At 74.5% G+C, this 25,083-nt stretch carries 21 protein-coding genes; 15 read left to right on the top strand and 6 right to left on the bottom strand.

Features of this window, described 5'->3' with window-relative positions:
* Positions 1-100: 100 nt before the first annotated feature.
* The 5 genes from IF20_RS02570 (at position 101) to IF20_RS02550 (ending at position 8,554) form a co-directional block, all read left to right on the top strand.
* Positions 101-3,217 (top strand): FAD-binding and (Fe-S)-binding domain-containing protein, encoded by a 3,117-nt coding sequence (locus IF20_RS02570; protein WP_110943726.1) that lies wholly within the window; start codon positions 101-103, stop codon positions 3,215-3,217.
* A gap of 18 nt (positions 3,218-3,235) precedes the next feature.
* Positions 3,236-5,059, top strand: coding sequence for a thiamine pyrophosphate-requiring protein (locus tag IF20_RS02565; protein WP_052863498.1), 1,824 nt, complete (start codon positions 3,236-3,238; stop codon positions 5,057-5,059).
* Entirely contained in the window at positions 5,059-6,186 is a 1,128-nt protein-coding gene (locus IF20_RS02560; RefSeq protein WP_052863213.1) for an enolase C-terminal domain-like protein, read from the top strand. The genes IF20_RS02565 and IF20_RS02560 overlap by 1 nt, the downstream gene beginning before the upstream one ends.
* Positions 6,187-6,262: 76 nt before the next feature.
* On the top strand, positions 6,263-8,152 hold the full coding sequence (locus IF20_RS02555; protein WP_052863212.1) for a glycoside hydrolase family 15 protein: 1,890 nt from the start codon (positions 6,263-6,265) through the stop codon (positions 8,150-8,152).
* 69 nt (positions 8,153-8,221) lie between these two features.
* Positions 8,222-8,554, top strand: coding sequence for a hypothetical protein (locus tag IF20_RS02550; protein WP_052863211.1), 333 nt, complete (start codon positions 8,222-8,224; stop codon positions 8,552-8,554).
* Between the two features lie 282 nt (positions 8,555-8,836).
* On the opposite strand, the gene guaD is transcribed toward IF20_RS02550, so the two are convergent.
* From guaD to IF20_RS02535, 3 genes are read right to left on the bottom strand one after another with little or no spacing between them, the layout of a single operon-like run.
* Entirely contained in the window at positions 8,837-10,213 is a 1,377-nt protein-coding gene (gene guaD, locus IF20_RS02545; protein ID WP_052863210.1) for a guanine deaminase, read from the bottom strand.
* A 42-nt stretch (positions 10,214-10,255) separates the two neighbouring features.
* Positions 10,256-10,771 carry a MarR family winged helix-turn-helix transcriptional regulator gene (locus IF20_RS02540; RefSeq protein WP_052863209.1) on the bottom strand — a complete coding sequence of 172 codons (516 nt, stop codon included), beginning with the start codon at positions 10,769-10,771 and terminating at the stop codon, positions 10,256-10,258.
* Between the two features lie 17 nt (positions 10,772-10,788).
* Entirely contained in the window at positions 10,789-11,283 is a 495-nt protein-coding gene (locus IF20_RS02535; RefSeq protein ID WP_052863208.1) for a DUF5709 domain-containing protein, read from the bottom strand.
* Between the two features lie 625 nt (positions 11,284-11,908).
* Between IF20_RS02535 and IF20_RS02530 the strand changes: the two genes are divergently transcribed.
* The gene (locus IF20_RS02530) at positions 11,909-13,276 is read left to right on the top strand and encodes an MFS transporter (protein ID WP_234426490.1); all 1,368 of its coding nucleotides are present in this window, start codon (positions 11,909-11,911) and stop codon (positions 13,274-13,276) included.
* 87 nt (positions 13,277-13,363) lie between these two features.
* Here IF20_RS02530 and IF20_RS02525 read toward each other — a convergent pair whose 3' ends face one another.
* From IF20_RS02525 to IF20_RS02520, 3 genes are all read right to left on the bottom strand, one after another.
* Complete coding sequence (locus IF20_RS02525) at positions 13,364-14,014, bottom strand: hypothetical protein (protein WP_052863207.1); 651 nt, start codon at positions 14,012-14,014, stop codon at positions 13,364-13,366.
* Positions 14,015-14,048: 34 nt separating this feature from the next.
* A complete protein-coding gene (locus IF20_RS40420) occupies positions 14,049-14,168 on the bottom strand; it encodes an LPFR motif small protein (protein WP_267881117.1) in 120 nt (39 codons plus the stop codon).
* A 126-nt stretch (positions 14,169-14,294) separates the two neighbouring features.
* On the bottom strand, positions 14,295-15,224 hold the full coding sequence (locus IF20_RS02520) for a polysaccharide pyruvyl transferase family protein (protein ID WP_052863206.1): 930 nt from the start codon (positions 15,222-15,224) through the stop codon (positions 14,295-14,297).
* Between the two features lie 149 nt (positions 15,225-15,373).
* Between IF20_RS02520 and IF20_RS02515 the strand changes: the two genes are divergently transcribed.
* From IF20_RS02515 to rfaE2, 9 genes are read left to right on the top strand one after another with little or no spacing between them, the layout of a single operon-like run.
* Entirely contained in the window at positions 15,374-16,417 is a 1,044-nt protein-coding gene (locus tag IF20_RS02515; RefSeq protein WP_110943725.1) for an NAD-dependent epimerase/dehydratase family protein, read from the top strand.
* Between the two features lie 11 nt (positions 16,418-16,428).
* Positions 16,429-18,072, top strand: coding sequence for a carbamoyltransferase family protein (locus IF20_RS02510; protein ID WP_052863205.1), 1,644 nt, complete (start codon positions 16,429-16,431; stop codon positions 18,070-18,072).
* Positions 18,069-19,127 carry a glycosyltransferase family 2 protein gene (locus tag IF20_RS02505; protein ID WP_110943724.1) on the top strand — a complete coding sequence of 353 codons (1,059 nt, stop codon included), beginning with the start codon at positions 18,069-18,071 and terminating at the stop codon, positions 19,125-19,127. Before IF20_RS02510 ends, IF20_RS02505 begins: the two co-directional genes overlap by 4 nt.
* Positions 19,124-19,747 (top strand): D-glycero-alpha-D-manno-heptose-1,7-bisphosphate 7-phosphatase, encoded by a 624-nt coding sequence (locus IF20_RS02500; protein WP_110943723.1) that lies wholly within the window; start codon positions 19,124-19,126, stop codon positions 19,745-19,747. Before IF20_RS02505 ends, IF20_RS02500 begins: the two co-directional genes overlap by 4 nt.
* Positions 19,744-20,751: a glycosyltransferase family 9 protein gene (locus IF20_RS02495; RefSeq protein ID WP_052863494.1), complete on the top strand. Its 1,008-nt coding sequence runs from the start codon at positions 19,744-19,746 to the stop codon at positions 20,749-20,751. Before IF20_RS02500 ends, IF20_RS02495 begins: the two co-directional genes overlap by 4 nt.
* Positions 20,748-21,710 (top strand): glycosyltransferase, encoded by a 963-nt coding sequence (locus IF20_RS02490; RefSeq protein ID WP_052863204.1) that lies wholly within the window; start codon positions 20,748-20,750, stop codon positions 21,708-21,710. Before IF20_RS02495 ends, IF20_RS02490 begins: the two co-directional genes overlap by 4 nt.
* Positions 21,707-22,942 (top strand): glycosyltransferase, encoded by a 1,236-nt coding sequence (locus tag IF20_RS02485; RefSeq protein ID WP_052863203.1) that lies wholly within the window; start codon positions 21,707-21,709, stop codon positions 22,940-22,942. The genes IF20_RS02490 and IF20_RS02485 overlap by 4 nt, the downstream gene beginning before the upstream one ends.
* The gene (locus tag IF20_RS02480) at positions 22,939-23,583 is read left to right on the top strand and encodes a D-sedoheptulose-7-phosphate isomerase (protein ID WP_052863202.1); all 645 of its coding nucleotides are present in this window, start codon (positions 22,939-22,941) and stop codon (positions 23,581-23,583) included. The genes IF20_RS02485 and IF20_RS02480 overlap by 4 nt, the downstream gene beginning before the upstream one ends.
* The gene (gene rfaE2 / locus IF20_RS02475; protein ID WP_052863201.1) at positions 23,580-25,082 is read left to right on the top strand and encodes a D-glycero-beta-D-manno-heptose 1-phosphate adenylyltransferase; all 1,503 of its coding nucleotides are present in this window, start codon (positions 23,580-23,582) and stop codon (positions 25,080-25,082) included. Before IF20_RS02480 ends, rfaE2 begins: the two co-directional genes overlap by 4 nt.
* Position 25,083: the final 1 nt, after the last annotated feature.

Raw genomic sequence — 25,083 nt, 5'->3', positions numbered from 1 at the left:
CGCCCGTCTCGGTACCGCCGGCGGGCGTACCGGCCGTACGGGGGCCGGCGCCCCGCGGACGACGGCGGTACCGAGGCGGAGAAGGACGAGGAAGGTGACCATGGCACCGAACGAGCAGGCGGCGCTCACCGATCGGAAGCGCGCGGTGCCCGGCAGCGGGGACCTGGATGTGGCGGCGCTGGAACGGGCGCTGCGCGAGCGGGTCGAGGGGGAGGTGCGCTTCGACGCGGGCAGCCGCGGCGCGTACGTCACCGACGGCTCGAACTACCGGCAGGTGCCCCTCGGCGTCGTCGTGCCCCGGACCGTGCGGGCGGGCGCGGCGGCGGTCGCGGTCTGCGCGGAGTTCGGCGCGCCGGTGCTCTCCCGGGGCGGTGGCACCAGCCTGGGCGGCCAGTGCACCAACACCGCCGTCGTCATCGACTGGACGAAGTACTGCCACCGCCTGGTCTCGGTCGACCCCGAGCGCCGCACCTGCGTCGTCGAGCCCGGCATCGTCATGGACGACCTCAACCGGCAGCTCGCGGAGTACGGCCTGAAGTTCGGCCCGAAGCCGTCCACGCACAGCCACTGCGCGATCGGCGGCATGATCGGCAACAACTCCTGCGGGGCCTCGGCCCAGGCGTACGGCAAGACCGCCGACAACGTACGCCGGATGGAAGTGCTCACCTACGACGGCACCCGGATGTGGGTCGGGGCCACCTCCGACGCGGAGTTCGAGGAGGCCGTCGCCGGCGGCGGCCGCAAGGGGGAGCTGTACCAAGGCCTGCGCCGCCTCGCCGACCGCTACATGGCCGACATCCGGCGCGGCTACCCGCGCATCCCGCGCCGGGTCTCCGGCTACAACCTCGACGCGCTGCTCCCGGAGAACGAGTTCCACCTCGCCCGCGCCCTCATCGGCAGCGAAGGCACCCTGGTCACCGTCCTGCAGGCGGAGCTGGACCTGGTACCGGTGCCCGCCGCCGAGGCCATACTCGTCCTCGGGTACGACGACATCTGCGCCGCGGCCGACGACGTGCCGCGGCTGCTGAAGCACTGCCGCCCCACCCAGCTGGAGGCGCTGGACGGGCGGATGGCGCAGCTCATGCGCGAGGAGGGCGCGTTCCTGGACTCCCTCGAACGGTTCCCCGAGGGCGAGAGCTGGCTGCTGCTGCAGTTCAGCGGCGACAACCAGGAGGACGTGGACGGGCAGGCCTGCGACCTGCTGCAGGCGATCAACCGCAGCGAGGGCGACCCGGACGTGGCGTTCTCCGACGACCCCCGGCGCGAGCAGAAGATGCTCAAGGCCCGCGAGGCCGGGCTCGGCGTGACCGCGCGGCCCCCGGACGACCGGGAGACCTGGGAGGGCTGGGAGGACTCCGCCGTACCGCCCGACAAACTCGGCGACTACCTGCGCGACCTCAAGCAGCTCTTCGCCGAGTTCGACTACGACCACCCCTCCCTCTACGGGCACTTCGGGCAGGGCTGCGTGCACACCCGCATCCCCTTCGAGCTCAAGACCGCCGACGGGGTGGCCGCCTTCCGGGAGTTCCTGCACCGCGCCGCGGACCTCGTCGCCTCCTACGGCGGCTCGCTCTCCGGCGAGCACGGCGACGGGCAGGCCCGCGGCGAGCTGCTGCCGAAGATGTTCGGCGACCGGCTGGTCACCGCGTTCGGCGAGCTCAAGGCGCTGTTCGACCCGGACGACCGGATGAACCCCGGCAAGATTGTCGCGCCCTACCGGGTGGACGAGAACCTCCGGCTCGGCGCCGACTGGCGCCCCGAGAGCCACGACACGCACTTCGGCTACCCCGAGGACGACCACTCCTTCACCCGCGCGGTGATGCGCTGCGTCGGCATCGGCAACTGCCGCACCCACTCCGGCGGCGTGATGTGCCCCTCGTACCGGGCGACCAACGAGGAGGAGCACTCCACCCGTGGCCGCGCCCGGCTGCTCTTCGAAATGCTCGGCGGGCACGACGACTCGCCCGTCACCGACGGCTGGCGCTCCACCGAGGTCAAGGACGCCCTCGACCTCTGCCTGGCCTGCAAGGGCTGCAAGTCCGACTGCCCGGTCGGCGTCGACATGGCCACCTACAAGGCCGAGTTCCTCGCCCACCACTACGAAGGACGGCTGCGGCCCGCCGCGCACTACTCGATGGGCTGGCTGCCGCTGTGGGCCCGGCTCTCCCGGGCCGCACCGCGACTGGTCAATGCGGCGCTCTCCGCACCGGGCCTCGGCCGGCTCGGCAAGATCGCGGCCGGGGTCGCCGGGGAGCGCACCGCGCCGGTCTTCGCCGAGGAGTCCTTCGTGCAGTGGTGGCGGGCGCGCTCCACACCGGAGCCCGACCCCGCCGACCCGCGTACCGTCCTGATCTGGCCGGACACCTTCAGCACGTACTTCCACCCGAGCATCGCCAAGTCCGCGGTGCGCGTACTGGAGGACGCCGGTTTCCGGGTCGCCGTGCCCACCCGGGCCGTCTGCTGCGGGCTGACCTGGATCTCCACCGGACAGCTGCGCACCGCCAAGCACGTCCTGGGCCGCACCCTCGAAGTGCTGCGGCCCTGGCTGGAGGCCGGTACGCCGGTCATCGGCCTGGAACCGTCCTGCGCGGCCGTCTTCCGCGCCGACGCGCCCGAGCTGCTGCCGGAGGACAAGGACGTCATGCGGCTCGCGAAGCAGTTCCGCACCTTCGCCGAGCAGCTGCTCAACCACGCGCCCGACGACTGGCGGCCGCCCCGGCTGGCCCGTACCGCCACCGTGCAGACCCACTGCCACCAGCACGCCGTCCTCAAGGACGACGCCGACCGGGAGCTGATGCGCCGGGCCGGCATCCAGGCCGAGGTGCTGGACGAGGGGTGCTGCGGGCTGGCCGGCAACTTCGGCTTCGAACGCGGCCACCACGACCTGTCGATGAAGGTCGGCGAGCTGGGCGTGCTGCCCGCCGTACGGGACGCGGCGCCCAGCGACCTCGTCCTCGCCGACGGGTTCAGCTGCCGCACCCAGATCGAGCAGGGCGGTACGGGACGGCGCGCGCTGCACCTCGCCGAGGCCCTCGCGCTCGCCCTCGACGGGCCGCTGCCGGCCACCCGCCCCGAAGCGCTCGCCCGGCGGCCCGCCGTCCGAACCCGCGACGGCCGATTGCTCACCGCGGGCGCGCTGGCCGCTCTCGGCGCCGCGGCCGCCGTCGCCGTCCGGTCGGCCCGCCGCCCGCACCGCACGTCTCCCATCGGAAAGTGAGAGGTAAGCCAAGTGTCGATCAAGGTGTCCGACTACATCCTGCAGCGGCTGCGCGAGTGGGACGTCGACCACGTCTTCAGCTACGCGGGTGACGGCATCAACGGCCTGCTGGCCGCCTGGGGGAGGGCCGACAACAAGCCGGTGTTCGTCCAGGCGCGGCACGAGGAGATGGCCGCGTTCGAAGCCGTCGGCTACGCCAAGTTCTCCGGCAAGGTCGGCGTCTGCGCCGCGACCTCCGGGCCCGGCGCCATCCACCTGCTCAACGGCCTCTACGACGCCAAGCTCGACCACGTACCCGTCGTCGCCCTCGTCGGCCAGACCAACCGCAGCGCCATGGGCGGCTCGTACCAGCAGGAGGTCGACCTCGCGAGCCTCTACAAGGACGTGGCGTCCGACTTCTGCGAGACGGTGACCGTCCCCGAGCAGCTGCCCAACGTCATCGACCGCGCCATGCGCACCGCGATGGCTCGGCGCACCGTCACCGCGGTCATCATCCCGGCCGACGTGCAGGAGCTGGACTACTCCCCGCCGCAGCACGCGTTCAAGATGGTGCCCTCCAGCCTGGGCATGGCCCAGTACGCGCCGGTCCCCGCGCAGTCCGCGGTCGCCGACGCCGCCGAGGTCATCAACGCGGGCGAGAAGGTCGCGATCCTCATCGGCCAGGGTGCCCGCGGCGCCCGCGCCGAGGTCGAGGAGCTGGCCGACGTCACCGGCGCCGGCGTCGCCAAGGCGCTGCTGGGCAAGGACGCGCTGCCGGACGACCTGCCGTACGTCACCGGCGCCATCGGGCTGCTCGGCACCCGGCCGTCCTACGAGCTGATGATGGAGTGCGACACCCTCGTCGTCATCGGCTCCAGCTTCCCGTACACCCAGTTCATGCCGGAACTGGACCAGGCACGCGCCGTCAACATCGACATCGACCCGCACATGGTCGGCATGCGCTACCCGTTCGAGGTCAACCTCGTCGGCGACGCCAAGGAGACGCTGCGGGCGCTGCTGCCGCAGCTGAAGCGTAAGAAGCACGGCGACTGGCGCAAGAAGATCGAGAAGAACACCAAGCGCTGGTGGGAGGTCATGCAGCGGCGCGCCGCCGTGGACGCCGACCCGATCAACCCCGAGTACGTCGTGCACGCGTTGGACCAGCTGCTGCCCCACGACGTGATCCTGGCCGCCGACTCCGGCTCCGCCGCCAACTGGTACGCGCGCCACCTGCGGATGCGCGGCGCCATGCGCGGTTCGCTGTCCGGCACGCTGGCCACCATGGGCCCGGGCGTGCCCTACGTCATCGGCGCCAAGTTCGCGCACCCCGAGCGGCCCACGCTGGCCATCGTCGGTGACGGCGCGATGCAGATGAACGGCATGGCGGAGCTGATCACCGCCGCCAAGTACTGGCACCAGTGGTCCGATCCGCGGCTGATCGTCGCCGTCCTGAACAACCAGGACCTCAACCAGGTCACCTGGGAAATGCGTGCGATGTCCGGTGCCCCGCAGTTCGAGCCCTCGCAGCACATCCCGGACGTGCCGTACGCCGACTTCGCACGCTCCATCGGCCTCGGCGGCGTCCGGGTGGAGAAGCCCGGCGACGTGGAGTCCGCGTGGCGCCAGGCCCTCTCCGCCGACCGCCCGTTCGTCATCGACTTCCGCACCGACCCGGCCGTGCCGCCGATCCCGCCGCACGCCAGCTTCGACCAGATCGAGGCCGCCGCGACCGCCATCCTCAAGGGCGACAGCGACCGCGCCGACGTGGTCAAGCAGGGACTCAAGGCCAAGGTGCAGGAGATGCTGCCCGGCAAGCGGCACCGCGAGGACCGGCCCGGCGCCGAGGGCGACCGGAACGAGTGATGACCGCCGCGCACGAAGGGGGCGCCGACCCCCGGGTGGAGTCGGTCGGGACGGCGGTCTACACCGTCCCGACCGACGCCCCGGAAGGGGACGGGACCCTCACCTGGGACGCCACGACGCTGGTGCTGGTCACCGTGCGGTCCGGCGCCACCACCGGCTTCGGCTGGACCTACGGCGCGCCCCCCACCGCACAGGTCGTCACCGACCAGCTGGCGGACGTGGTGACCGGCCGCTGCGCCCTGGATGTGCCGGCCGCCAACGAGGCGATGAACAGGGCCGTCCGCAACGCCGGCCGGCCCGGCCTGATCGCCGGGGCGCTCTCGGCCGTCGACCTCGCGCTGTGGGACCTCAAGGCCCGGCTGCTGGACCTGCCGCTGGTCCGGCTGCTCGGCGCCTGCCGGCCCGACGTACCGGTCTACGGCAGCGGCGGCTTCACCACCTACGACGCGGGACAGCAGGAACGCCAGCTGCGGCACTGGGTCGAGGAACAGGACATCCCCCGCGTCAAGATCAAGATCGGTGAGTCCTGGGGCGGCGCCACCCGGCGCGACGCCGAGCGCATCACCGCGGCCCGCCGCGCCATCGGCGACACCACGGAGCTCTACGTCGACGCCAACGGCGGCTACTCCCGCAAGCAGGCGGTCCGGATGGCCGACCATCTCGCGCAGCAGGGCGTCACCTGGTTCGAGGAGCCGGTCTCCTCCGACGACCTGACCGGCCTCGCCCACGTCCGCGCCGCCGTCACCGCCGACGTCACCGCGGGGGAGTACGGCTACACCCTGCCGTACTTCCACCACATGCTCCGCGCGGACGCCGTGGACTGCCTGCAGGCCGACGCCACCCGCTGCGGCGGCCTCACCGTATGGCTGCGCGCCGCCGCGCTCGCCGAGGCCGCCGGGCTGGAGATCTCCGGGCACTGCGCGCCGCACGTGCACGCGCACGCGGCCGCCGCCGTGCCCAACCTGCGGCACCTGGAGTGGTTCCACGACCACGTCCGCATCGAGAACCTCCTCTTCGACGGCGTCCTCGACCCGGCCGGCGGCAACATCCGGCCCGGCGCCGACGGCGCGCCGGGACACGGGCTCACGCTCCGGGCCGACCTCGCGGAGAAGTACCGCACCGGCTGACCGCCTGCTCCCGCCCCCCGACGGACGCGCCACCCCTGCCACGGAGCACGCCCCGCACCACCCCCTCCGGAGAACGATGAGCACCATCGAACTGCCCGAAAGCCATGCCTTCCCGCCACAGGTGCTGCGCGACTACGCCGTACTGGCCGACGGCGAGCGCGCGGCACTGGTCGGATCGCGGGGCGAGATCTGCTGGCTGTGCGCCCCGCGCTGGCACGACGAGGCGGTCTTCGCCACCCTCATCGGCGGGGGCGGGGTCTACGCGGTGACGCCGGAGGAGCGCTACGTCCCCGGCGGCCACTACGAAGAAGGCACGCTGATCTGGCGCAGCCGCTGGATCACGCAGAGCGGCATCGTCGAATGCCGGGAGGCGCTCGCCTGCCCCGGCGACCCGGCCCGCGTCGTCCTGCTGCGCCGCGTCGAGGCACGGCAGGGCCCGGCGCGCCTCCGGGTGGTCCTGCACCCGCTGGCCGACTACGGCGCCGAACCGCTGTCCGAGCCGCACCGCGACGAGCGCGGCGTGTGGACCGCCCGCGTCGGCGGCCTCCAGCTGCGCTGGACGGGCGGCGCGGCGGCCCGGCTGACGGACGATCCGGACGACCGGGGCGCGGCTTCCGGCGGGCACGCGGAGACCGGCGGCCCGGGTCCCGACAGTGGCGCCGGCTCCCGCCGCGCCACCCGCCTCGTCCTCGACCTGCGACTCGACCCCGGTCAGCGGCACGACTTCGTGCTGGAGCTCGGCCGCACCGCACCGAACGGCCCGCCCCCGGAGCCCGATGCCGCCTGGGCCCGCACCGAGCAGGCCTGGCGGGAGGCCGTACCGGCGCTGGACCACACCGTCGCGGCGGGGGACGCGCGCCAGTCGTACGCGGTGCTGCGCGGCATGACCGGCGCGAGCGGCGGGATGATCGCCGCGGCCACCACCAGCCTGCCCGAACGGGCCGAGGAGGGCCGCAACTACGACTACCGGTACGTGTGGATCCGCGACCAGTGCTACGCGGGCCAGGCAGCGGCGGCGGCCGGGGAGTACCCGCTGCTGGACGCCGCCGTGCGGTTCATCGGCGCCCGGCTGCACGAGGACGGGCCAGGGCTCAGCCCGGCGTACACCGTGGACGGCGGCCCCGTACCGGACCAGCGGGAACTGGACCTGGCCGGCTACCCCGGCGGCTACGACCGGATCGGCAACCGCGTCAACCGGCAGTTCCAGCTCGACGCCTTCGGCGAGGCGCTGCTGCTGTTCGCCGCCGCGGCCCGCGCGGACCGGCTCGACGGCGACGGCCGGCGCGCCGCGGAGATCGCCGCGGACGCCGTCGCCCGCCGCTGGCAGGAGCAGGACGCCGGCATCTGGGAACTGGAGCCCCGCGCCTGGACGCACAGCCGCCTCATCTGCTCCGCCGGGCTGCGCGCGATGGCAGCGGCCGGGCCGCCGGGGCCGCGGGCCCGCCGGTGGACCGCGCTCGCCGACACCCTCCTCGCCGCCACCAGCGCGACCGCCCTGCACCCCGACGGCCACTGGCAGCGCGCCGCCGACGACCCGGGCCTGGACGGGGCGCTGCTCTTCCCGGCACTGCGCGGCGGGCTGCCCGCCGACGACCCCCGCACCCGTGCCACGCTGGCGGCCTACAAGGAGCGGCTGACCGATCATCACTACGCGTACCGCTTCCGGCACGACGACCGGCCGCTCGCGGCGGCGGAAGGCGCCTTCGTGCTCTGCGGCTTCGCGACGGCGCTCGCGGAACACCAGCAGGGCAGGGAAGTTGAGGCGTACCGCTGGTTCGAGCGCAACCGTGCCGCATGCGGCGCTGCGGGGCTGTACGCCGAGGAGTACGACATCACGCAGCGTCAGTTGCGGGGCAATCTCCCGCAGTCCTTCGTGCACGCCATGATGCTGGAGTGCGCGGCCCGGCTGGCCGGCGCCGACGGCGTTCCCGAACGGCCCACCTCCTCTCGCGGACCGCGCAGGTGAGGGGTGGAGTGGAAGGTGCCACCGGTCCGCACTCCCGGCGGGCCGGGGCCGACCACGAGGAGACCTGAGATGCCGCGAGGTTCCAGCAGCAAGCGCGAGCGCCAGTACGAGCACATCAAGGAGGGCGCCCAGAAGCGCGGCACCTCCACCGGCCGGGCGAAGGAGATCGCCGCGCGCACCGTCAACAAGGAGCGGGCCCGCAGCGGCGAGTCGAAGACGGCGAGCAAGTCCTCCACCCAGGACCGGAAGTCCGCGCCGCAGCGCGGCGGCCAGCGCTCGGGCAACCGCGTCGGCTCGCACGGCCCGACGAAGGAGCAGCTCTACAACGAGGCCAAGAAGAAGAACATCGACGGCCGTTCCTCGATGAACAAGGACGAGCTGGCCAAGGCCCTCGGCCGCTGACCCGCCGGCCCCGCCGGGCCGGGTACGCGCGGCGCGCCAGGAGCGGTCGACCGTGATCGACCCGTTGCTCGTCGTCAGGCCGAGCCGGTACCGGCCGTCCGGGGCGGCGGACACCCCGATGCGCTTGTCGCCATTGCTGGTCCGCGCGGAGACGTCGTACCGCGCGGCCGGCACGGTGAGCGTGATGGCACCGTTGGAGGTCTCGGCCCGTACGTCCTGCGGGCGCTCCGGCGTGAGGTCGATCCCGCCGACCGGACCATCGGGTGAACCCCCGCATCGGCCCTACGGGTCGCACCCGTTCCCGCCGGCCGGCGCCGTGTCCCGGTCGTGCGCGAGCCGCCCCGCGACGTACGTGGCGCGCACCGCGCGGTCGTCGCCCAGCGCCGCGAGCACGAGCAGCAGCTCCTCGATGTCCTCCGCACGCGCGGCGCGACGGGCCAGCAGCGGCGTGGCCCGCGGGTCGAGCACCGCGAAGTCCGCCTCCTGGCCGGGCGCGAGGGAGCCGACGGTGTCCGCGAGGCCGAGCGCCGCCGCGCCGCCGCGGGTGGCGAGGTGGTACGCCTGCACGATGTCGATCGGGGCGCCGCACATCGCGGCCACCCGGTACGCCTCGTACACCGTCGACAGCATCGAGAAGGTGGGGCCCGCACCGACGTCGGTGCCGAGGCCGACGGTGACCGGGCGCGGGGCGCCGGCGGTCTCGCGCGCGGGGAACAGGCCGCTGCCGAGCGCGAGGTTGGAGCCGGGGCAGTGGGCGAGCGCGGTGCCGGTGGCGGCGCAGCGGTCGCGTTCGGCGGGGGAGAGGTGCACCCCGTGCGCGAGCACCGCGCCCGGGCCGAGCAGCCCGTAGTGGTCGTAGATGTCGAGGTAGCCGGCCCGGCCGGGGAAGAGCGAGCGGGCCCACTCCACTTCGTCCGGCGTCTCCGACACGTGGGTGTGCAGGAGCGTGCCGGGGTGCGCGTGCCACAGCGCGGCGGCCGCTTCGAGCTGTGCCGGGCTGCAGCTGGGGGCGAACCGCGGGGTGCCGGCGTACCGGGCGCGCCCCTTGCCGTGCCAGCGGTCGAGCAGCGCCTTGGACTCCGCGTAGCCGCCGTCCGCCGTGTCGAGCAGCGCGTCGGGCGCGTTGCGGTCCATGAGCACCTTGCCGCAGGCGATCCGGAGGTCGCGCCGGGCGGCCGCCTCGAACAGGGCGTCGGCGGAGCCGGGGTGCACGGAACCGAAGACCAGCGCTGTGGTGGTGCCGTTGCGCAGCAGCTGGTCGCAGAAGACGGCGGCGGCCTCGCGGGCGTACCCGGCGTCCGCGAACCGCTCCTCCTCGGGGAACGCGCGTTGCTCCAGCCATCCCGCCAGGTCGGCGCCGGAGGCCGGCATGACGGCGGTCTGCACGCCGTGCACGTGGGCGTCGACGAACCCGGGGACGATCACGTGGTCCGGGTAGTGCACGGGGGTGACGCCCGCGGGCAGCCGGTGGCGCAGCGCGGCGTGCTCGCCCGCGGCGGTGACGCGGCCGTCGGCGCAGATCAACAGCGCGTCGGCGGTGTACTTCAGTGCCTCCTCGGAGCCGACGCGGAACGGGTCGGCGAGGATGCGGACGAGCGGGCCGCGTACGGCGGTGACGGTCGGGCCGTCCGCGGCGCCCTGGGCGTCGACGGTGGTCATGGCGGCGCACCTCCGGGTGGGGCGGGTTGGGCCGGCCGCGCGTCAGGGGGAGCCGGGGGCGGCCCAGCCGAGCGGGAAGGGGTCGGGGCCGGCGGCCGGCGCCGCGGGCTCGCCGGCGGCGGTGGCGAAGGCGGTCAGCGCCGACACCAGTTCGGCGCGGTGGGCGGCGGGCATCCGGCCGACGATCTCCGCGATCTCGGCATGCCGCCGCGCGGTGACCTCGGCGACGATGCGCCGGCCTTCGTCGGTCAGCTGCAGAATCGTTTCTCGACGGCTGTGGGGGTTCACCTCGCGCCGTACGGAACCGGCCGCGATCAGCCGGTCGATCATCCGCAGCGCGGTGGAGGGATTGACCCCCAGCAGCTCCGCGACGGTCACCAGCTTGGCGCCCCCGTGCGCGGACAGTACGGCCAGCAGCCGGAACTGCGGCAGCGTGACGGTCTCCCCGAGGGCGGCCAGCGAGCGCGCCGAGACGGCCACCAGCACCCGGGACGCGGTGAGCACCGCCTGCGTCACCGCGTCCACATCGTCCTGTGCCTGTCCGGCGCCCTCGGTCATGCCCCCTTTCTACCGTGTCAGGGCAGCGGCGGGGACTCGTCGTCGGTGACGTTCTCGTCGTCCACGACATGCACCGCGGCCTCCTCGGCGCCCGCCGCGCCCCCGTCGATGCCCACGTCCCGGGCGACGACGTCGTTGGCGTTGCGGCCGCGGGCCGGGAAGCCCTGGTCACCGCCGACGATCCGGCCGGCGCGGTCCTCGCCGACCTGGTCGTCCACCGGCTCGCCGTCCGTGTCAGGCGCGTCGCCGATGCCGTCGCCGTCGGGCGGCGTCACGTCCGGCACCTCCTCGGCCAGCCGGTCGTCCAGGCTCTCGCCCTCGCGCTGCTCGTTCGCCGTGGTGCCCTTCTTGTTCACCCCGAGGGGCTTCTCGGGCGGGGAGTACCCCCGCTCCAGCTGCTCGTCGGCGTCCGGCTCGTCGAGGGCGTCCTGCATGTCGAGGTCGTCGGGCTCGGCCGGTCCCTCTTCGACCGCCGGCTGGTAGACCTCGTCACCCATCGCCTCGTCGGACATGGCCGCTCTCCTCTCCTGGACTGCCGTTCCGCCGGGATCGTGCCGGTGCGTTCTCCGGGCCGCCGTCCCGGCCGGTGCGGAACGGGTGCCCGTTCCTGTCCCTCTGCACCCCACCCTGCGGAACCGTCACACATCGTGCAAACGCAACTTCGGGCTGTCGGCGAGTACCCGTGTGTCACCGGCTCACCGCCCGCTGTGAGAATCCGCACCCACTCGGCACACCCCTTGGGGCGCAAGGGATCCGCGGTGGGGTGACGGCCATCGCACCCCGTATGCGTTTCACCGGCCGCACCGGTGTGTGAAAGTCGAACCTTGTCGAGCCCGAGAGGCGCGCCGTCCGCGCCCGCCGCCGGCCCGACACCGACCGATCTCGGCAGCCAAGGCCCGCCGCCGCACGCAGTCGTGCCCGCGCGCCCGCCGAGCCGCTTTCCGAGCCTGACGGGCTCTTCACGAAGTGTCTTCCGCTGTGCCTTCTCCCGTCCTTGCTCCCGAGCACGACCCCGGGCAGCCGTCCGAGCGCGCGACCACCGCCGACGCCGCGGACACCGCCGCCGAACCGGGCGATCCCACAGGCGACCCACGGGGCGAGCGCGCCCCCTCCGTGGTCCGCCGGTACACCGCCAACCTGCGCTACCTGTTCGGCCGCGGCCGTACGCGCGACACGAGCGGCGACCACGCCCCGTGGCGCTCGCTGCGCTACCGCAGCATGCGCTGGTGGTCGGTGGCCAACCTGGTCTCCAACGCCGGTACCTGGATGCAGCTGACCGTGCAGAACCTGCTGGTGCTGCAGCTCACCGGGTCCGCCGCCGCCACCGGTCTGTCGCTCTCCGTACAGGCCGGCCCCGGCCTGCTCATGGGCCTATTCGGCGGTGCCGCCGTCGACCGCTGGCCCCGCAAGCTCACCGCCGCGGCGAGCCAGGCCGTACTGGGGCTGGTGGCCTTCACCACCGCCTTCCTGGTCGCGACCGACCAGCTCAACTACGGGCTGCTCATGGCGCTGTCCGCCGTCACCGGCCTGATCGCCACGATCGACGGCCCCGCGACCGCGCTGCTCGGCAACGACCTCGTACGCCGCGAGGACGTGCCCTCGGCCATCGCGGTCGGCTCGCTGGTGCACAGCGTGGGCCGGCTCGGCGGCACGGCGCTGGCCGGTGTGGCCGTCGGCATCCTCGGCACGGGAGCCGCGTACGCCGCCAACGGCTTCTCCTTCCTCTTCGTCGCCGCGGTCATCCCCTTCCTGCGGCCGGTCGGCCAGGCGCTGAGCGCGGCCGGCAAGGCCGCGCCGGAGAAGGCGGCGGAGCCGGCCGTGAGCCTGGAGAAGGCGCCGCGACCGGCCGCCGGGCCCGCCGCAGCGGACGACGAGCCCGCCATGACGGCCCGGGAGGGCATGGCCTTCTTCCTGCGCCGCCCCCGGCTGGTCGCGCTGGCCGTGATCACCGGCCTGAGCGCGATCTTCGGCCGGAACTACCAGCTCACCCTGGCCGTCCTGGTCACCGGTCCGCTGAGCGCGGGCGCCGGCGCCTTCGGCACGGTCTCCTCGGTCCTGGCCGCCGGCGGCATCGTCGGCGCGATCCTCGCCGCGCGGCTGCGCAACCCCTCGGTCAAGCTGGTCGGCGCGCTGGCCGCCGCCGGAGCGCTGCTCCAGGTCGTCGCGGGCCTGTCGCCTTCGCTGATCTTCCTGCTGGTGCTCGTGCTGCCGATGTCGGTGGTGGAGTCGGTGTCCGACACCGCGGGCACCACCGTGCTGCAGACCGACCCGCCGGCGCACATGCGCGGCCGCGTCCTCGGCGTCTGGCGGAGCCTGAGCACCGGCTGGGGCCTGGTCGCCCCGCCGCTGCTGGGCCTGCTGATGGAGTGGGCCGGCGCGCGCGGCGCGCTGGTGCTCGGCGGCGTGATCATCGCTGCCGTGACCGGCGTGGGCGCGCTGCTGCACACCCGCAAGAACACCGTACGGGCCCCGGCGACCGCGGCCGCCTACGGCACCGCCGCCTGACGGACGTACTCCGGAAAGCCGGCAGGGGCCGGGACTCGTACGAGTCCCGGCCCCTTCGCCGTGAGCCCGGCGGCGCGGCTGCCGGGCTCAGGAGGTCTCGGCCGTCACGTCCTCCACCACGTCCTTCTCCAGCGCGGCGCGCACCAGGGCGGCGGCGAAGGCGGCGGTGTCGTCGGCGGGCACCAGGCGCGCCAGCGCGTCGGCGTCCTTCGGCAGGCCCAGCCGCTCCGCGCCCTGCACGGCCTTGCCGTCGATGTAGGGGGTGAGGTCCGGCCACACGGCCTGGGCCTCGCGCAGGAAGATGTCCGCGCCGGCCGGGCCGAGCCCCGGCACCTTCTGCAGCAGCTCCCGCAGCCGGCCGGTGTCACCGCCGGCCTCGTCGCGGAGCTTCCGCAGGTCTCCGTCGTGGTCGTCCAGCAGCAGCTGCGCGCCGTCCCCCAGCTGCGTGGCGGTGCGCTCGTCGTAGCGGCGGTAGCTGCCCCGGCCCAGGGCGTCCACCCGCTGCTGCCAGGTCGCGTCCCGCATCCTGCGGGCGTCCTTCATGCCGGCCTCGAACAGCTCGCGGGCCGCCGCGACGGCCACCGAGGCCCGGATGCGGGCGCTGAGCAGGCAGGACAGCACGAGCAGCTGGTACAGAGGCTGCGGGGTGTCGCGGAGCTTGATGCCCGCTTCCGCGGCGTACGTCTGCCCGTGTGTCGTCAGCAGGGCCTGCGCGATCTTCCGCTGCTCCGCCGTCATACCTGTACTCCTCGTGCGGGTCGGTGCGCGGGGATCAGTGGGCGCCTCGCGAGGCGCCGCCGAAGAGCCGGGCGAGCGCGCGGAAGGGAAGCGTCACCACGGTGGCGATGGCGCCGCCGATGGCCCGCAGTACGTCGGCGATGGCGCTGAGCACGATTCCTCCTCGTATACGTGGACTGTTCCTGTTCCTCGGGTTACCGGAATCGCGGAACGTAATCTTCCGCGGTGGGGCGCGCGGCCCGGCACCGTCTCGCGCGACCCTTCGCAGGCCCCGCTGGTGTCACCGTCCCCCGTCGGCGGGGAGCGGGCGGGACCGCGCCATGAGTCGGGCCCGCCGGCCGGCCGCCGCGCGGCCCGCGGGGGAGAGGCACCACTCCCACCAGCGGTCCAGGGCCTTCGGGGTGACGTCGTCAGCGGGGAGGACCGCGGGCCAGCGCAGCGCCCGCGCCTGGGCCGTCACCTTCGCGCCGCCCAGTACGGGGTCGACGACCAGGGCGGGCGTCCCGGTCCGCAGCGCCAGCACCATGCCGTGCAGCCGGTTGGTGATCACGGCGTCCAGCCGGGCGGCGAGCCCCATGAACTGCTCCGGGGTGGCGCAGTGCCGCCAGTCGTCGATCGCCAGCCGGGTGTCGGCGGTCACCCGTGCGCAGTCCAGTCCGGTGAGCCACTCGGTCAGCCGCCCGCCGACCGTGTCGTGCCGGCGCCGCTCGCCGTACTCGCCCTGCCCGTACGTCAGCACCACTCCTACGACGGGTGGCATCGCGTGCAGCGGTGCCGCGGCGGCCAGGTCGACGGCAGGTGCCGCGGCGGGCTCGTCCCGCGCGAAGACCCGGTCGAAGCCGGTCACGGCGGGGTCGCCGGGGTCGATGACGCTCACGCCGACGGCGAGCCGCCGGCAGCCGGCGAACTGCCGGTGCAGCCGCCGTACTTGTTCGCCGTGCGCCGGCCCGCAGGCGAACAGGACGTGCCCGTACGCGGCGGGGTCGGCGGCGTCCAGCGGCATCAGGGCCGGCGCGAAACCCCTGCTCCAGGCGGTGTCGTGGGCGATGCCGCAGGCCGTGAGCGCTTCGGACACCCGACGCTGGGCCAATGCGTCACCGACCGTGACCTCGCCGTCGTCGAAGCTGAACCACCCGGTCAGCAGCGTCCGCCCGGGTCCTCCGGGGCGGGCCAGCAGATCGTCGGTGAGGGCTCGAAGCGGGTGGTGCATGGGAGTTTGCTCCTTCGCTCGGTGCGCACTCGGGAGGCGTACCCGGTCAGTCGCCGGTAGAACAGTACGAAGATGTGTAAAAGCATCGAAAGGGGACACCTAGGTGTCCGTGCTGCCCAGACTCTGCCGCACAAAAAGGAGGACGACGGGTGACAGCCCTGCCCTTGCGGCCCGCATGGCGCCGCGCGCTCGTGACCGGAGGCGCCGGCTTCCTCGGTTCCCACCTCTGTGAACGCCTGCTGGAGAGCGACGTCGAGGTCGACTGCGTGGACAACCTCTGCTCGGGGTCCATGGAGAACATCGAGCACCTGCTCGGCCGCCCCGGCTTCCGCTTCCTGGACCGCGACGTCTGCCTGCCGCAGTGCATCGAGGAACTCCGCGGCCCCTACGACCTCGTCCTGCACTTCGCGTGCCCCGCCTCCCCCGTCGACTACCTCCGGATGCCGCTGGAGACGCTGGACGTCGGCAGCCTCGGCACGCGGAACGCGCTGGCCATCGCGCACCGCGACAGCGCACGCCTCGTCCTCGCCTCCACCTCCGAGGTCTACGGCGACCCGCTCGAACACCCGCAGCGCGAGGACTACTGGGGCAACGTCAACCCGGTCGGCCCCCGCAGCGTGTACGACGAGTCCAAGCGGTTCTCCGAAGCGCTGGTCACCGCCCACGTGGGCGCCAAGGGCAGCAACGCCGGCATCGTGCGGATGTTCAACACCTACGGACCCCGGATGCGCGCGCACGACGGCCGGGCGGTCCCCACGTTCATCTGCCAGGCGCTGGCGGGCGAGCCGCTGACCGTCGCCGGCAACGGCGAGCAGACCCGCTCGCTGTGCTACGTCGACGACACGGTCGACGGCATCCTGCTGGTGGCCGCGAGCCGCGCGGTACGGCCGGTCAACATCGGCGGCGGCGAGGAGACCCCCGTCGCCGAGATCGCGCACCGCATCATCGCGCTGACCGGCTCCAAGTCGGAACTGCGCTACGTCGAGCGGCCCGCTGACGACCCCGAACGACGGCGGCCCGACACCACGCTGGCCCGCGAGATGTTCGGCTGGGAGCCCAAGGTGGCGTGGGAGGAAGGGATCAAGCGCACCATCGGCTACTTCGCGAGCCGTGACCCCCGTGAACGGCTCTCCGCGCAACCGCCTGCGGCCGCCGCCCACGCCGCCCCGCCCGACGAAGCCCCCCACCCCTGAGGGATCACTCCATGCGCGTCCTTGGTGTCAACGCTCTCTTCCACGACCCCGCAGCCGCTCTCGTCATCGACGGCGTGACCGTCGCCGCCGCGGAGGAGGAACGGTTCAGTCGCCGTAAGCACGGCAAGCGCCCGGTGCCTTTCGCCGCCTGGGAACTCCCCGAACTCGCCGCCCGCTGGTGCCTGGAACAGGCCGGCCTCACCCCGGCCGACCTCGACGCGGTCGCCTACTCCTACGACCCCGAACTCGCCCGCCCCGCCGAGGCGATGAGCCTGGACGACCCCTGGGACCACCTGCGCCAGGAGTACGCCCGTCGGGCACCGGAATTCCTCGCCGAGGCGCTCCCGGGCCTGAAACCCGAGCGCGTCCGCTTCGTCGCCCACCACGTCGCCCACGGCGCCTCCGCCGGGCTCGCCTCCCCGCACGACGACAGCGCCGTCCTCGTCCTCGACGGCCGCGGCGAGTGCGCCTCGCACCTCGCGGGCGTCTACGCGGGCGGCGAGCTCAAGGTCCTCGCGGCCCAGGAACTCCCGCACTCCCTCGGCCTGTTCTACGAAGAGCTCACCGACCACCTCGGCTTCCTGCGCAGCAGCGACGAGTACAAGGTCATGGCGCTCGCCTCCTACGGCACGCCACGCTTCCGCGAGCAGCTGCGCGAGTACGTCCACGCCGACGGCACCGGCGGCTACGTCGCGCACCACGTGCCCTGGGAACGGATGGTGGCGCGCCGGCTCCCCGGCCGCCGGATCACCGGCGACCACGCCGACCTCGCCGCCAGCGCCCAGCTCTGCCTGGAGGACATGACGCTCGACCTCGGCCGCTGGCTGCACGAGAAGACCGGCCGGCGCACCCTGGCCATGGCCGGCGGCGTCGCGCTCAACTGCGTGGCCAACACCCGCCTGTACCGCGAAGGCCCGTACGAGGACATCTTCGTCCAGCCGGCGGCCGGCGACGCCGGCACCGCGCTGGGTGCCGCGCTGCACGTCGCCCAGGAGCAGGAGGCCGCCCCCGTCTCCCCGATGCCGACCGCCGCGCTCGGCCGCGGCTGGTCCGACGAGGCGCTGCGGGCCGTCCTCGAAGAGGCCGCCGTCCCGTACGAGGAGCCCGAGGACATCGCCGAGACGGTCGCCGAGACGCTGGCCGGCAACGGCATCGTCGCCTGGTACCAGGGCCGCAGCGAGTTCGGCCCGCGGGCGCTCGGCCACCGCTCCTTGCTGGCCCACCCCGGCCACCCGGACAACCTGGAACGCCTCAACGCCGTGAAGGGCCGCGAGGAGTTCCGGCCCGTCGCGCCGATGGTGCTGGCAGAGCGGGCGGCCGAGCTGTTCGAGGGCGGGCCGCTGCCCAGCCCGTACATGCTCTTCGTGCACCACGTGCGCGAGCCGTGGCGGACGAAGATCCCCGCCGTGGTGCACGTCGACGGCACCGCCCGCGTACAGACCGTCGAGGAGACCACCGAACCGCTGGTCGCCCGCATGCTCACGGCGTTCGACCGGCGCACCGGCATCCCGGTCGTGGTCAACACCAGCCTCAACACCGCAGGCCGCCCCATGGTCGACAGCCCCCGCGAAGCGCTGGAGTGCTTCGGCAGCGCCCCCATCGACCTGCTGGCCATCGGGCCGTTCGCGGTCCGCCGGGGGAGGGCGTTCGCATGACACCTCCGGACCCCCCGGCCGCCACCGCGACCCGCACCGTCGACCCCGCCCGACGCCCCGCCGAGGGCGAGATCGCGTACGCCGTGGTGATCCCCACCCTCGGCAGGCCCTGCCTGGCGGACTGCCTGCGGGCCCTCGCCGACGCCGGCCGACCATGGCCCGACCAGGTCGTGCTGGTCGACGACCGCCCCGAGCCCGGCGCACCGCTGCCCCTGGAGGCCGCGGGCCTGCTGCGGGACCGCGTCCGTACGACGGCCACCGGCGGGCGCGGCCCCGCCGCCGCCCGGAACGCCGGCCTGGCCGCCGTCAGCACCCCCTGGATCGTCTTCCTCGACGACGACGTACAGGTCACGTCCGACTGGAGCCGCCGGCTCACCGCCGACCTCGAAGCCACCGACGTCCGCACCGGTGGCGTCCAGGGCCGCCTCCACGTACCGCTCGACAGCGGACGCCGCCCCACCGACTGGGAACGCGGCACCGCGGGCCTGGAGGGCGCCGCCTGGGCGACCGCCGACATGGCCTACCGCAGCGCGGCCCTCCGCGACGTCGGCGGCTTCGACGAGCGCTTCCCGCGCGCCTTCCGCGAGGACGCCGACCTGGCGCTGCGCGTCATGGACGCCGGCTGGGCACTACGCCGCGGCCACCGCGTCACCCACCACCCGGTACGCCCCGCCGACCGCTGGGTGTCCGTACGCGTCCAGCGCGGCAACGCCGACGACGCCCTGATGCGGCGGCTGCACGGCGGCGACTGGTGGCAGCGGGCCGAGGCGCCGCGCGGCCGGCTCGCCCGGCACGCCGTCATCACCGCCGCCGGCGCCGCCGCGGCGGCCCTCGCACTGGCCCGCCGCCCGCGCGCCGCCACGTCGGCCGCCGCGCTCTGGGCGCTGGGCACCGCCGAGTTCGCCTGGGCCCGCATCGCGCCGGGCCCGCGCACCCGCGACGAGATCACCACGATGCTGTCCACCAGCGTCCTCATCCCGCCGCTCGCCGTCGCGCACCGCCTCCGCGGCGAGCTGATGCACCGTCAAGCACCGGCCTGGCGAGGTGGAGCATGACCGAAGCGCCCCACGACGGCGCGTCCCTCGCGGACGGCCGACCCGGCGGGCGGCACGAGCGCCCCGCCGCCGTCCTCTTCGACCGCGACGGCACCCTCATCGAGGACGTGCCCTACAACAGCGACCCGCGACTGGTCCGCATCCTGCCCGGCGTGCCCGAGGCGCTCCGGCTGCTGCGCGACGCCGGCATCCCCACCGCCGTCGTCAGCAACCAATCGGGCGTCGGCCGCGGCCTGCTGACCGAGCAACAGGTGCGGCTGGTCAACGCCCGGGTGGACGACGCCCTCGGCGGCTTCGGCACCTGGGCGTACTGCCCGCACCGCCCCGACGCCGGCTGCCACTGCCGCAAACCGAAGCCGGGACTGGTCATCGAAGCCGCCCGCCGACTCGCCGTACCGGCCGAGAAGTGCGTCGTCATCGGCGACATCGGCGCCGACGTGCTGGCCGCACAGGCCGCCGGCGCCCGCGCCGTCCTCGTCCCCAACGCCGTCACCCGCCGAGAAGAGATCACCGCGGCGCCCTGCACCGCGCCCGACGTGCTCACCGCCGTACGCCAACTCCTCGGCCCCGTCCCCGAGGCCGCGCCCGTCGTCGCCGAGACCTGGGGGTGGGACCGGTGAGATCACTCGTCGTACGCCTCGACAGCTTCGGCGACGTCCTCCTCGCCGGCCCGGCCGTCCGCGCCGTCGCCGCGCACTCCTCGCACGTCACGATGGTGTGCGGACCACGCGGCGAGGACGCGGCCCGGATGCTGCCCGGGGTCGACGAGGTCCTGGTGTGGGAGGCGCCCTGGGAGGGCTTCAGCCCGCCCGGCGTCGAGGACGCCGACGTGGCAGGCCTGATCCGCCGGGTGCGCGAGGGCGCCTACGACACGGCCCTGATCCTCACCTCCTTCCACCAGAGCCCGCTGCCCGCCGCACTGTTGCTCCGCATGGCACACGTCGGCCGCATCGGCGCCGACAGCCGCGACCACCCCGGCCGGCTGCTCGACGTACGCCACCGGCGGCTGCCCGGACGGCACGAGGCGGAGGCCGCCCTCGACACGGCGGCGGCCCTCGGTTTCGTCCCCGAGCCCCGCGACGACGGCCGGCTGCGGGTGCTGCCGCCACCGGACACCGTCGGACTCACCGGCAACGGCCCGTACGTGGTGGTCCACCCCGGCGCCAGCGCGCCGGCCCGCGCCTGGAGCCCGTACCGCTGCGCCGAGGCGGTCGCGGCCCTGGCCGACGCCGGCCACCGCGTCGTCGTCACCGGCGGCCCCGCCGAGACCGAGCTGACCCGCGAGGTCGCCGGGCCGGTCGCCCGCGACCTCGGCGGCCGCACCGACTCCCGCAGCCTGGCCGGGGTGTTGCGCTCCGCCGACGTGGTGGTCAGCGGCAACACCGGGCCCGCGCACCTGGCGGCGGCCGTCGGCACGCCCGTCGTCTCGCTGTTCTCGCCGGTGGTGCCCGCCGACCGGTGGGCGCCGTACGGCGTGTCCACGATCGTGCTCGGTGACCAGCAGGCGGCGTGCGCCGGCAGCCGCGCCCGGTACTGCCCGCAACCCGGCCATCCCTGCCTGGACGACGTCACCCCGACCGACGTGGTGCTCGCCGTGCAGAAACTGCTCAAGGAGAGCACATGAACGTCCTCATCTGGCATGTGCACGGCTCCTGGATCACCGCGTTCGTCCAGGGTGCGCACACCTACCTGGTCCCGGTCACACCGGACCGCGGCCCGGACGGCCTGGGCCGCGCCCGGACCTGGGACTGGCCGGCCGCCGTCCGGGAACTCTCCCCGGAGCAGCTGCGCGAGGCCGACATCGACCTGATGGTCCTCCAGCGGCCGCACGAGGTGGAGCTGGCACACCGATGGACCGGGCGGCGGCCGGGCCGCGACGTACCCGCGGTGTACGTCGAACACAACAGCCCGCACGAGACGCCCGTGGACACCCGCCACCCGCTCGCGGACCGCACCGACATCCCACTCGTCCACGTCACCCACTTCAATCGCCTCATGTGGGACAACGGCCGCGCCCCCACCACCGTCGTGGAGCACGGCATCATCGACCCGGGCGACCGCTGGACCGGCGCGGAGCAGCGGGCCGCCGTGGTCGTCAACGAGCCGGTGCGGCGCGGCCGCACCACCGGCACCGACCTGCTGCCGCGGTTCGCCGCCGCGGCACCGCTGGACGTCTTCGGCATGCGCACCGACGGGCTGGCCCGCCACCTGGACCTGCCACCGGACCGGTGCCGCACCCGTGACCTGCCGCAGGCGGAGCTGCACGCGGCGATGGCCCGGTGCCGGGTGTACGTGCACCCGATCCGCTGGACCTCGCTCGGTCTCTCCCTGCTGGAAGCCATGTTCCTCGGCATGCCGGTCGTGGCGCTGGACACCACCGAGGTGCGCGAGGCCGTCCCCGAAGGAGCCGGCGTCGTCTCCAACCGGCTGGAGACGCTGACCGACGCGGTCCGCGCCTTCGTCGCCGACCGGGACCTCGCCGCGCGGACGGGCCAGGAAGCCAGGGCCGCCGTCCAGGCCCGCTACGGGGTGAAGCGCTTCCTGGACGACTGGGACCAACTGTTGAAAGAGGTCACGCGATGAAGCACGAAGCCCCCGCCCTCCGCGTCGCCATGGTCTCCGAGCACGCCAGCCCGCTGGCCGCTCTCGGCGGCCCGGACGCGGGCGGCCAGAACGTGTACGTGGCACAGCTCGCCCGGCATCTGGTCGGTCGCGGGCACGAGGTCACGGTCTACACGCGGCGTGACGACCCCGCGCTCGCGCCCACCGTCACCACGCGGGACGGCTTCAAGGTCGTCCACGTGCCCGCCGGCCCGCCGGCCCCCGTGCCGAAGGACGAACTGCCGGCCCACATGCCCGAGTTCGGCCGCCACCTCGCGCGCGCCTGGGCGGCCGCGCCGCCCGACCTGGTGCACGCCCATTTCTGGATGTCGGGCACCGCCGCGCTGGCCGGCGCCCGTGACCGGTCCATCCCGGTCGTGCAGACCTTCCACGCGCTCGGCACCGTCAAGCGCCGCTACCAGGGCTCGGACGACACCAGCCCGCCCGAACGCATCGAGACCGAGGCCCGCGTCGGCAGAACCTGCCGGCGGGTCCTCGCGACGTGCTCCGACGAGGTCGGCGAACTCCTCGCCATGGGCATCGACCGCAGCCACGTACGCGTCGTGCCGTGCGGCGTGGACACCACCCACTTCGCGCCCGTCCCCGGCGCGGCCCGGCAGCCGGACGACCACCCCAAACGGCTGCTCGCCGTGGGCCGGCTCGTCCCCCGCAAGGGCTTCGACCGGGCCATCCGCGCCCTCGCCGGCATCCCCGACGCCGAACTCCTCATCGCCGGCGGCCCCGAGGAGCCGCTGCTCTTCGACGACCCGGAGGCGCAACGACTGCGCAAGGTCGCCGAGGAGCACGGCGTGAGCGAACGGGTACGGCTGCTGGGCGCGGTCTCGCACGACGCGATGCCCGCGCTGATGTCCAGCGCCGACCTGGTGCTCTCGCTGCCGCGCTACGAGCCCTTCGGCATCGTCCCCCTCGAAGCGATGGCCTGCCGCACCCCCGTGGTGGCCACCGCCGTCGGCGGGCACCTGGACACCGTCGTCGACGGCGTCACCGGGGTCCTCGTGCCGCCCGTCGACGACCACGGCCTGGACCGCGTCATCCGCTCCCTCCTCGACGACCCCGCCCGGCTCGCCCGCCTCGGCGCCGCGGGCCGCGAACGCGCCCTGGACCGCTACACCTGGGACCGCGTCGCGGAAGGCGTCGCCGCCGTCTACGACGGCCTGCTCTCCGTACCCGAACTCTCCGGAGTGGCCCGATGACCGCACTGGACGACGACACGATCGACGACGGCCGGCACTGTGACGCCCTGCGGGACGCGCTGCCCTCCTTCCGCGCCTCGGCGGCCCGGCTCGAATCCTGGGGCAGCCGGCTGGCCGACCGCCTCGGCCGGGGCGCCCGGCTGCTGGTCGCCGGCAACGGCGGCAGCGCGGCGCAGGCCCAGCACCTCACCGCCGAACTGGTCGGCCGGTACCGCGAGGACCGCCCCGCCTATTCGGCGCTCGCGCTGCACGCCGACACCTCCTCCACCACCGCCATCGCCAACGACTACGGCGTGCAGGAGGTGTTCGCCCGGCAGACGCGCGCCCACGGCCGACCCGGCGACGTCCTGCTGCTGATGTCCACCAGCGGGGCCAGCGCCAACCTGCTCACCGCCGCTGGCGAGGCGCGCCGCATCGGCATGACGGTGTGGGCGCTGACCGGGCCGGCCCCGAATCCGCTGGAGGCGGCCGGGGACGAGGCGCTGTGCGTGGCCGCACCGGTGGCCGCCACCGTCCAGGAGCTCCACCTGGTCGCCGTGCACATGATCTGCGAGGCCTTCGACCGGGCCATCGCCCGGCAGGACGGCGCCGCCGCCCGGGCCGAACCGGCTCGGTACCGCGTCCGTGTGGAGGAGTCATGAACCGGCCGGCCCCCCTGCTCGTCGTCGGCGACGGCCTGCTCGACCACGACCTCTCCGGGCGCGCCGAGCGCCTCGCGCCCGACGCCCCGGTGCCCGTACTGAAGGGGGTACGCCGTGCCGTACGGCCCGGCGGCGCGGCGCTGGCCGCCTGCCTGGCCGCCGAGGACGGCCGGGAGGTCACCTTCGTCACCGCGCTCGGCGACGACGAGAGCAGCCGCACCCTGCGCCGGCTGCTCGCGGACCGGGTGCGGCTGGTCGAACTCCCGCTGACCGGCGCGCTGTCGAGCAAGACCCGGCTGATGGCGCGGGACCGCCCGCTGCTCCGCCTGGACGAGGGAGAGGGCCGGGCGGGCGAGGCCACGGCGGAGGCGGCGGAGGCGATCGCCGCGGCCGGTGCGGTGCTGGTCGCGGACTACGGCCGGGGCACCGCCGACGCCGTACGCGATGCGCTCGCCCGCGCGGCGCGGCGCGTCCCCGTCGTCTGGGATCCGCATCCGAACGGGCAGCCGCCCGTGCCGGGCGTGAAGCTGGCGACCCCCGCGGCCGTCGAGGCCCGCGCCTTCGCCGCGGCACTCGCCGAGGACACCGCGCCGCGCGCCGCTGCCCGGTCCCGGTCGCCCCGTACCGCATCCGGCGACGAACCGGCCGGCGGCGCGCCCCGCATCCAACTGGCCCAGGCCGCCACCGACGCGCGCACGCTGCTGAGCGCCTGGCAGGCGGCCTCGGTCGCCGTGACGATGGGGGAGCGCGGCGCGCTGCTCACGCACGGCGAGGCGCCCATGCTGGTGCCCGCGCCGTGGAGCGCGCAGGGCGACCCCTGCGGCGCCGGGGACCGCTTCGCCGCCTCCGCCGCCGGGCTGCTGGCGGACGAGGCGCTGCCCGAGGACGCCGTGCAGGGCGCCGTCCACGCGGCCACCCGGTTCGTCGAGGACGGCGGCGCGCACGGCTTCACCACCCACTTCGAGTCCGCCGCAGCCCCCGAGGACGGTGCGGCCGAGACCGCCACCGAACTCGCGGCGCGGGTGCGCGCGGCCGGCGGCACGGTCGTCGCGGCGGGCGGCTGCTTCGACCTGCTGCACGCCGGGCACGTCGCCCTGCTGCAGGCCGCCCGGCGGGCCGGCGACTGCCTCATCGTGTGCCTGAACTCCGATGCGTCCGTACGCCGCCGCAAGGGCGACGAGCGGCCGATCGTGCCCGAGGCCGACCGGGTGCGGGTGCTCCAGGCGCTGGGCTGCGTCGACGCCGTCACCGTCTTCGAGCAGGACACGCCCGAGCAGGTACTCCAGGAACTGCGCCCGCACATCTGGGTCAAGGGCGGCGACTACGCGCTGACCCGCATGCCGGAGACCGAGACGCTGGAGGGCTGGGGCGGTCAGGTCATGCTGCTGCCGTACCTCGACGGCCGGTCCAGCACCAAGCTGGCCGAACGTGCGGCGGGCCGGCTCGGCGACCCGCACGGCGACCCGCTGCCGGGCGCCACGGCCGACAGGGTGGTCTGAC

Origin of the sequence: Streptomyces niger (assembly GCF_000718305.1) — a bacterium.
GTDB classification, from domain to species: domain Bacteria; phylum Actinomycetota; class Actinomycetes; order Streptomycetales; family Streptomycetaceae; genus Streptomyces; species Streptomyces niger.
Note: the sequence above shows the minus strand (reverse complement) of the source record. Positions and strands in the feature narration are given on the sequence as shown.

Excerpts from the sequence above, each read along its gene's own strand:
- IF20_RS02570 (WP_110943726.1), top strand. The coding sequence starts at position 101 with ATGGCACCGAACGAGCAGGCGGCGCTCACCGATCGGAAGCGCGCGGTG.
- IF20_RS02560 (WP_052863213.1), top strand. The coding sequence starts at position 5,059 with ATGACCGCCGCGCACGAAGGGGGCGCCGACCCCCGGGTGGAGTCGGTC.
- IF20_RS02555 (WP_052863212.1), top strand. The coding sequence starts at position 6,263 with ATGAGCACCATCGAACTGCCCGAAAGCCATGCCTTCCCGCCACAGGTG.
- IF20_RS02550 (WP_052863211.1), top strand. The coding sequence starts at position 8,222 with ATGCCGCGAGGTTCCAGCAGCAAGCGCGAGCGCCAGTACGAGCACATC.
- guaD (WP_052863210.1), bottom strand. The coding sequence starts at position 10,213 with ATGACCACCGTCGACGCCCAGGGCGCCGCGGACGGCCCGACCGTCACC.
- IF20_RS02540 (WP_052863209.1), bottom strand. The coding sequence starts at position 10,771 with ATGACCGAGGGCGCCGGACAGGCACAGGACGATGTGGACGCGGTGACG.
- IF20_RS02535 (WP_052863208.1), bottom strand. The coding sequence starts at position 11,283 with ATGTCCGACGAGGCGATGGGTGACGAGGTCTACCAGCCGGCGGTCGAA.
- IF20_RS02525 (WP_052863207.1), bottom strand. The coding sequence starts at position 14,014 with ATGACGGCGGAGCAGCGGAAGATCGCGCAGGCCCTGCTGACGACACAC.
- IF20_RS02520 (WP_052863206.1), bottom strand. The coding sequence starts at position 15,224 with ATGCACCACCCGCTTCGAGCCCTCACCGACGATCTGCTGGCCCGCCCC.
- IF20_RS02510 (WP_052863205.1), top strand. The coding sequence starts at position 16,429 with ATGCGCGTCCTTGGTGTCAACGCTCTCTTCCACGACCCCGCAGCCGCT.
- IF20_RS02505 (WP_110943724.1), top strand. The coding sequence starts at position 18,069 with ATGACACCTCCGGACCCCCCGGCCGCCACCGCGACCCGCACCGTCGAC.
- IF20_RS02500 (WP_110943723.1), top strand. The coding sequence starts at position 19,124 with ATGACCGAAGCGCCCCACGACGGCGCGTCCCTCGCGGACGGCCGACCC.
- IF20_RS02490 (WP_052863204.1), top strand. The coding sequence starts at position 20,748 with ATGAACGTCCTCATCTGGCATGTGCACGGCTCCTGGATCACCGCGTTC.
- IF20_RS02485 (WP_052863203.1), top strand. The coding sequence starts at position 21,707 with ATGAAGCACGAAGCCCCCGCCCTCCGCGTCGCCATGGTCTCCGAGCAC.
- IF20_RS02480 (WP_052863202.1), top strand. The coding sequence starts at position 22,939 with ATGACCGCACTGGACGACGACACGATCGACGACGGCCGGCACTGTGAC.
- rfaE2 (WP_052863201.1), top strand. The coding sequence starts at position 23,580 with ATGAACCGGCCGGCCCCCCTGCTCGTCGTCGGCGACGGCCTGCTCGAC.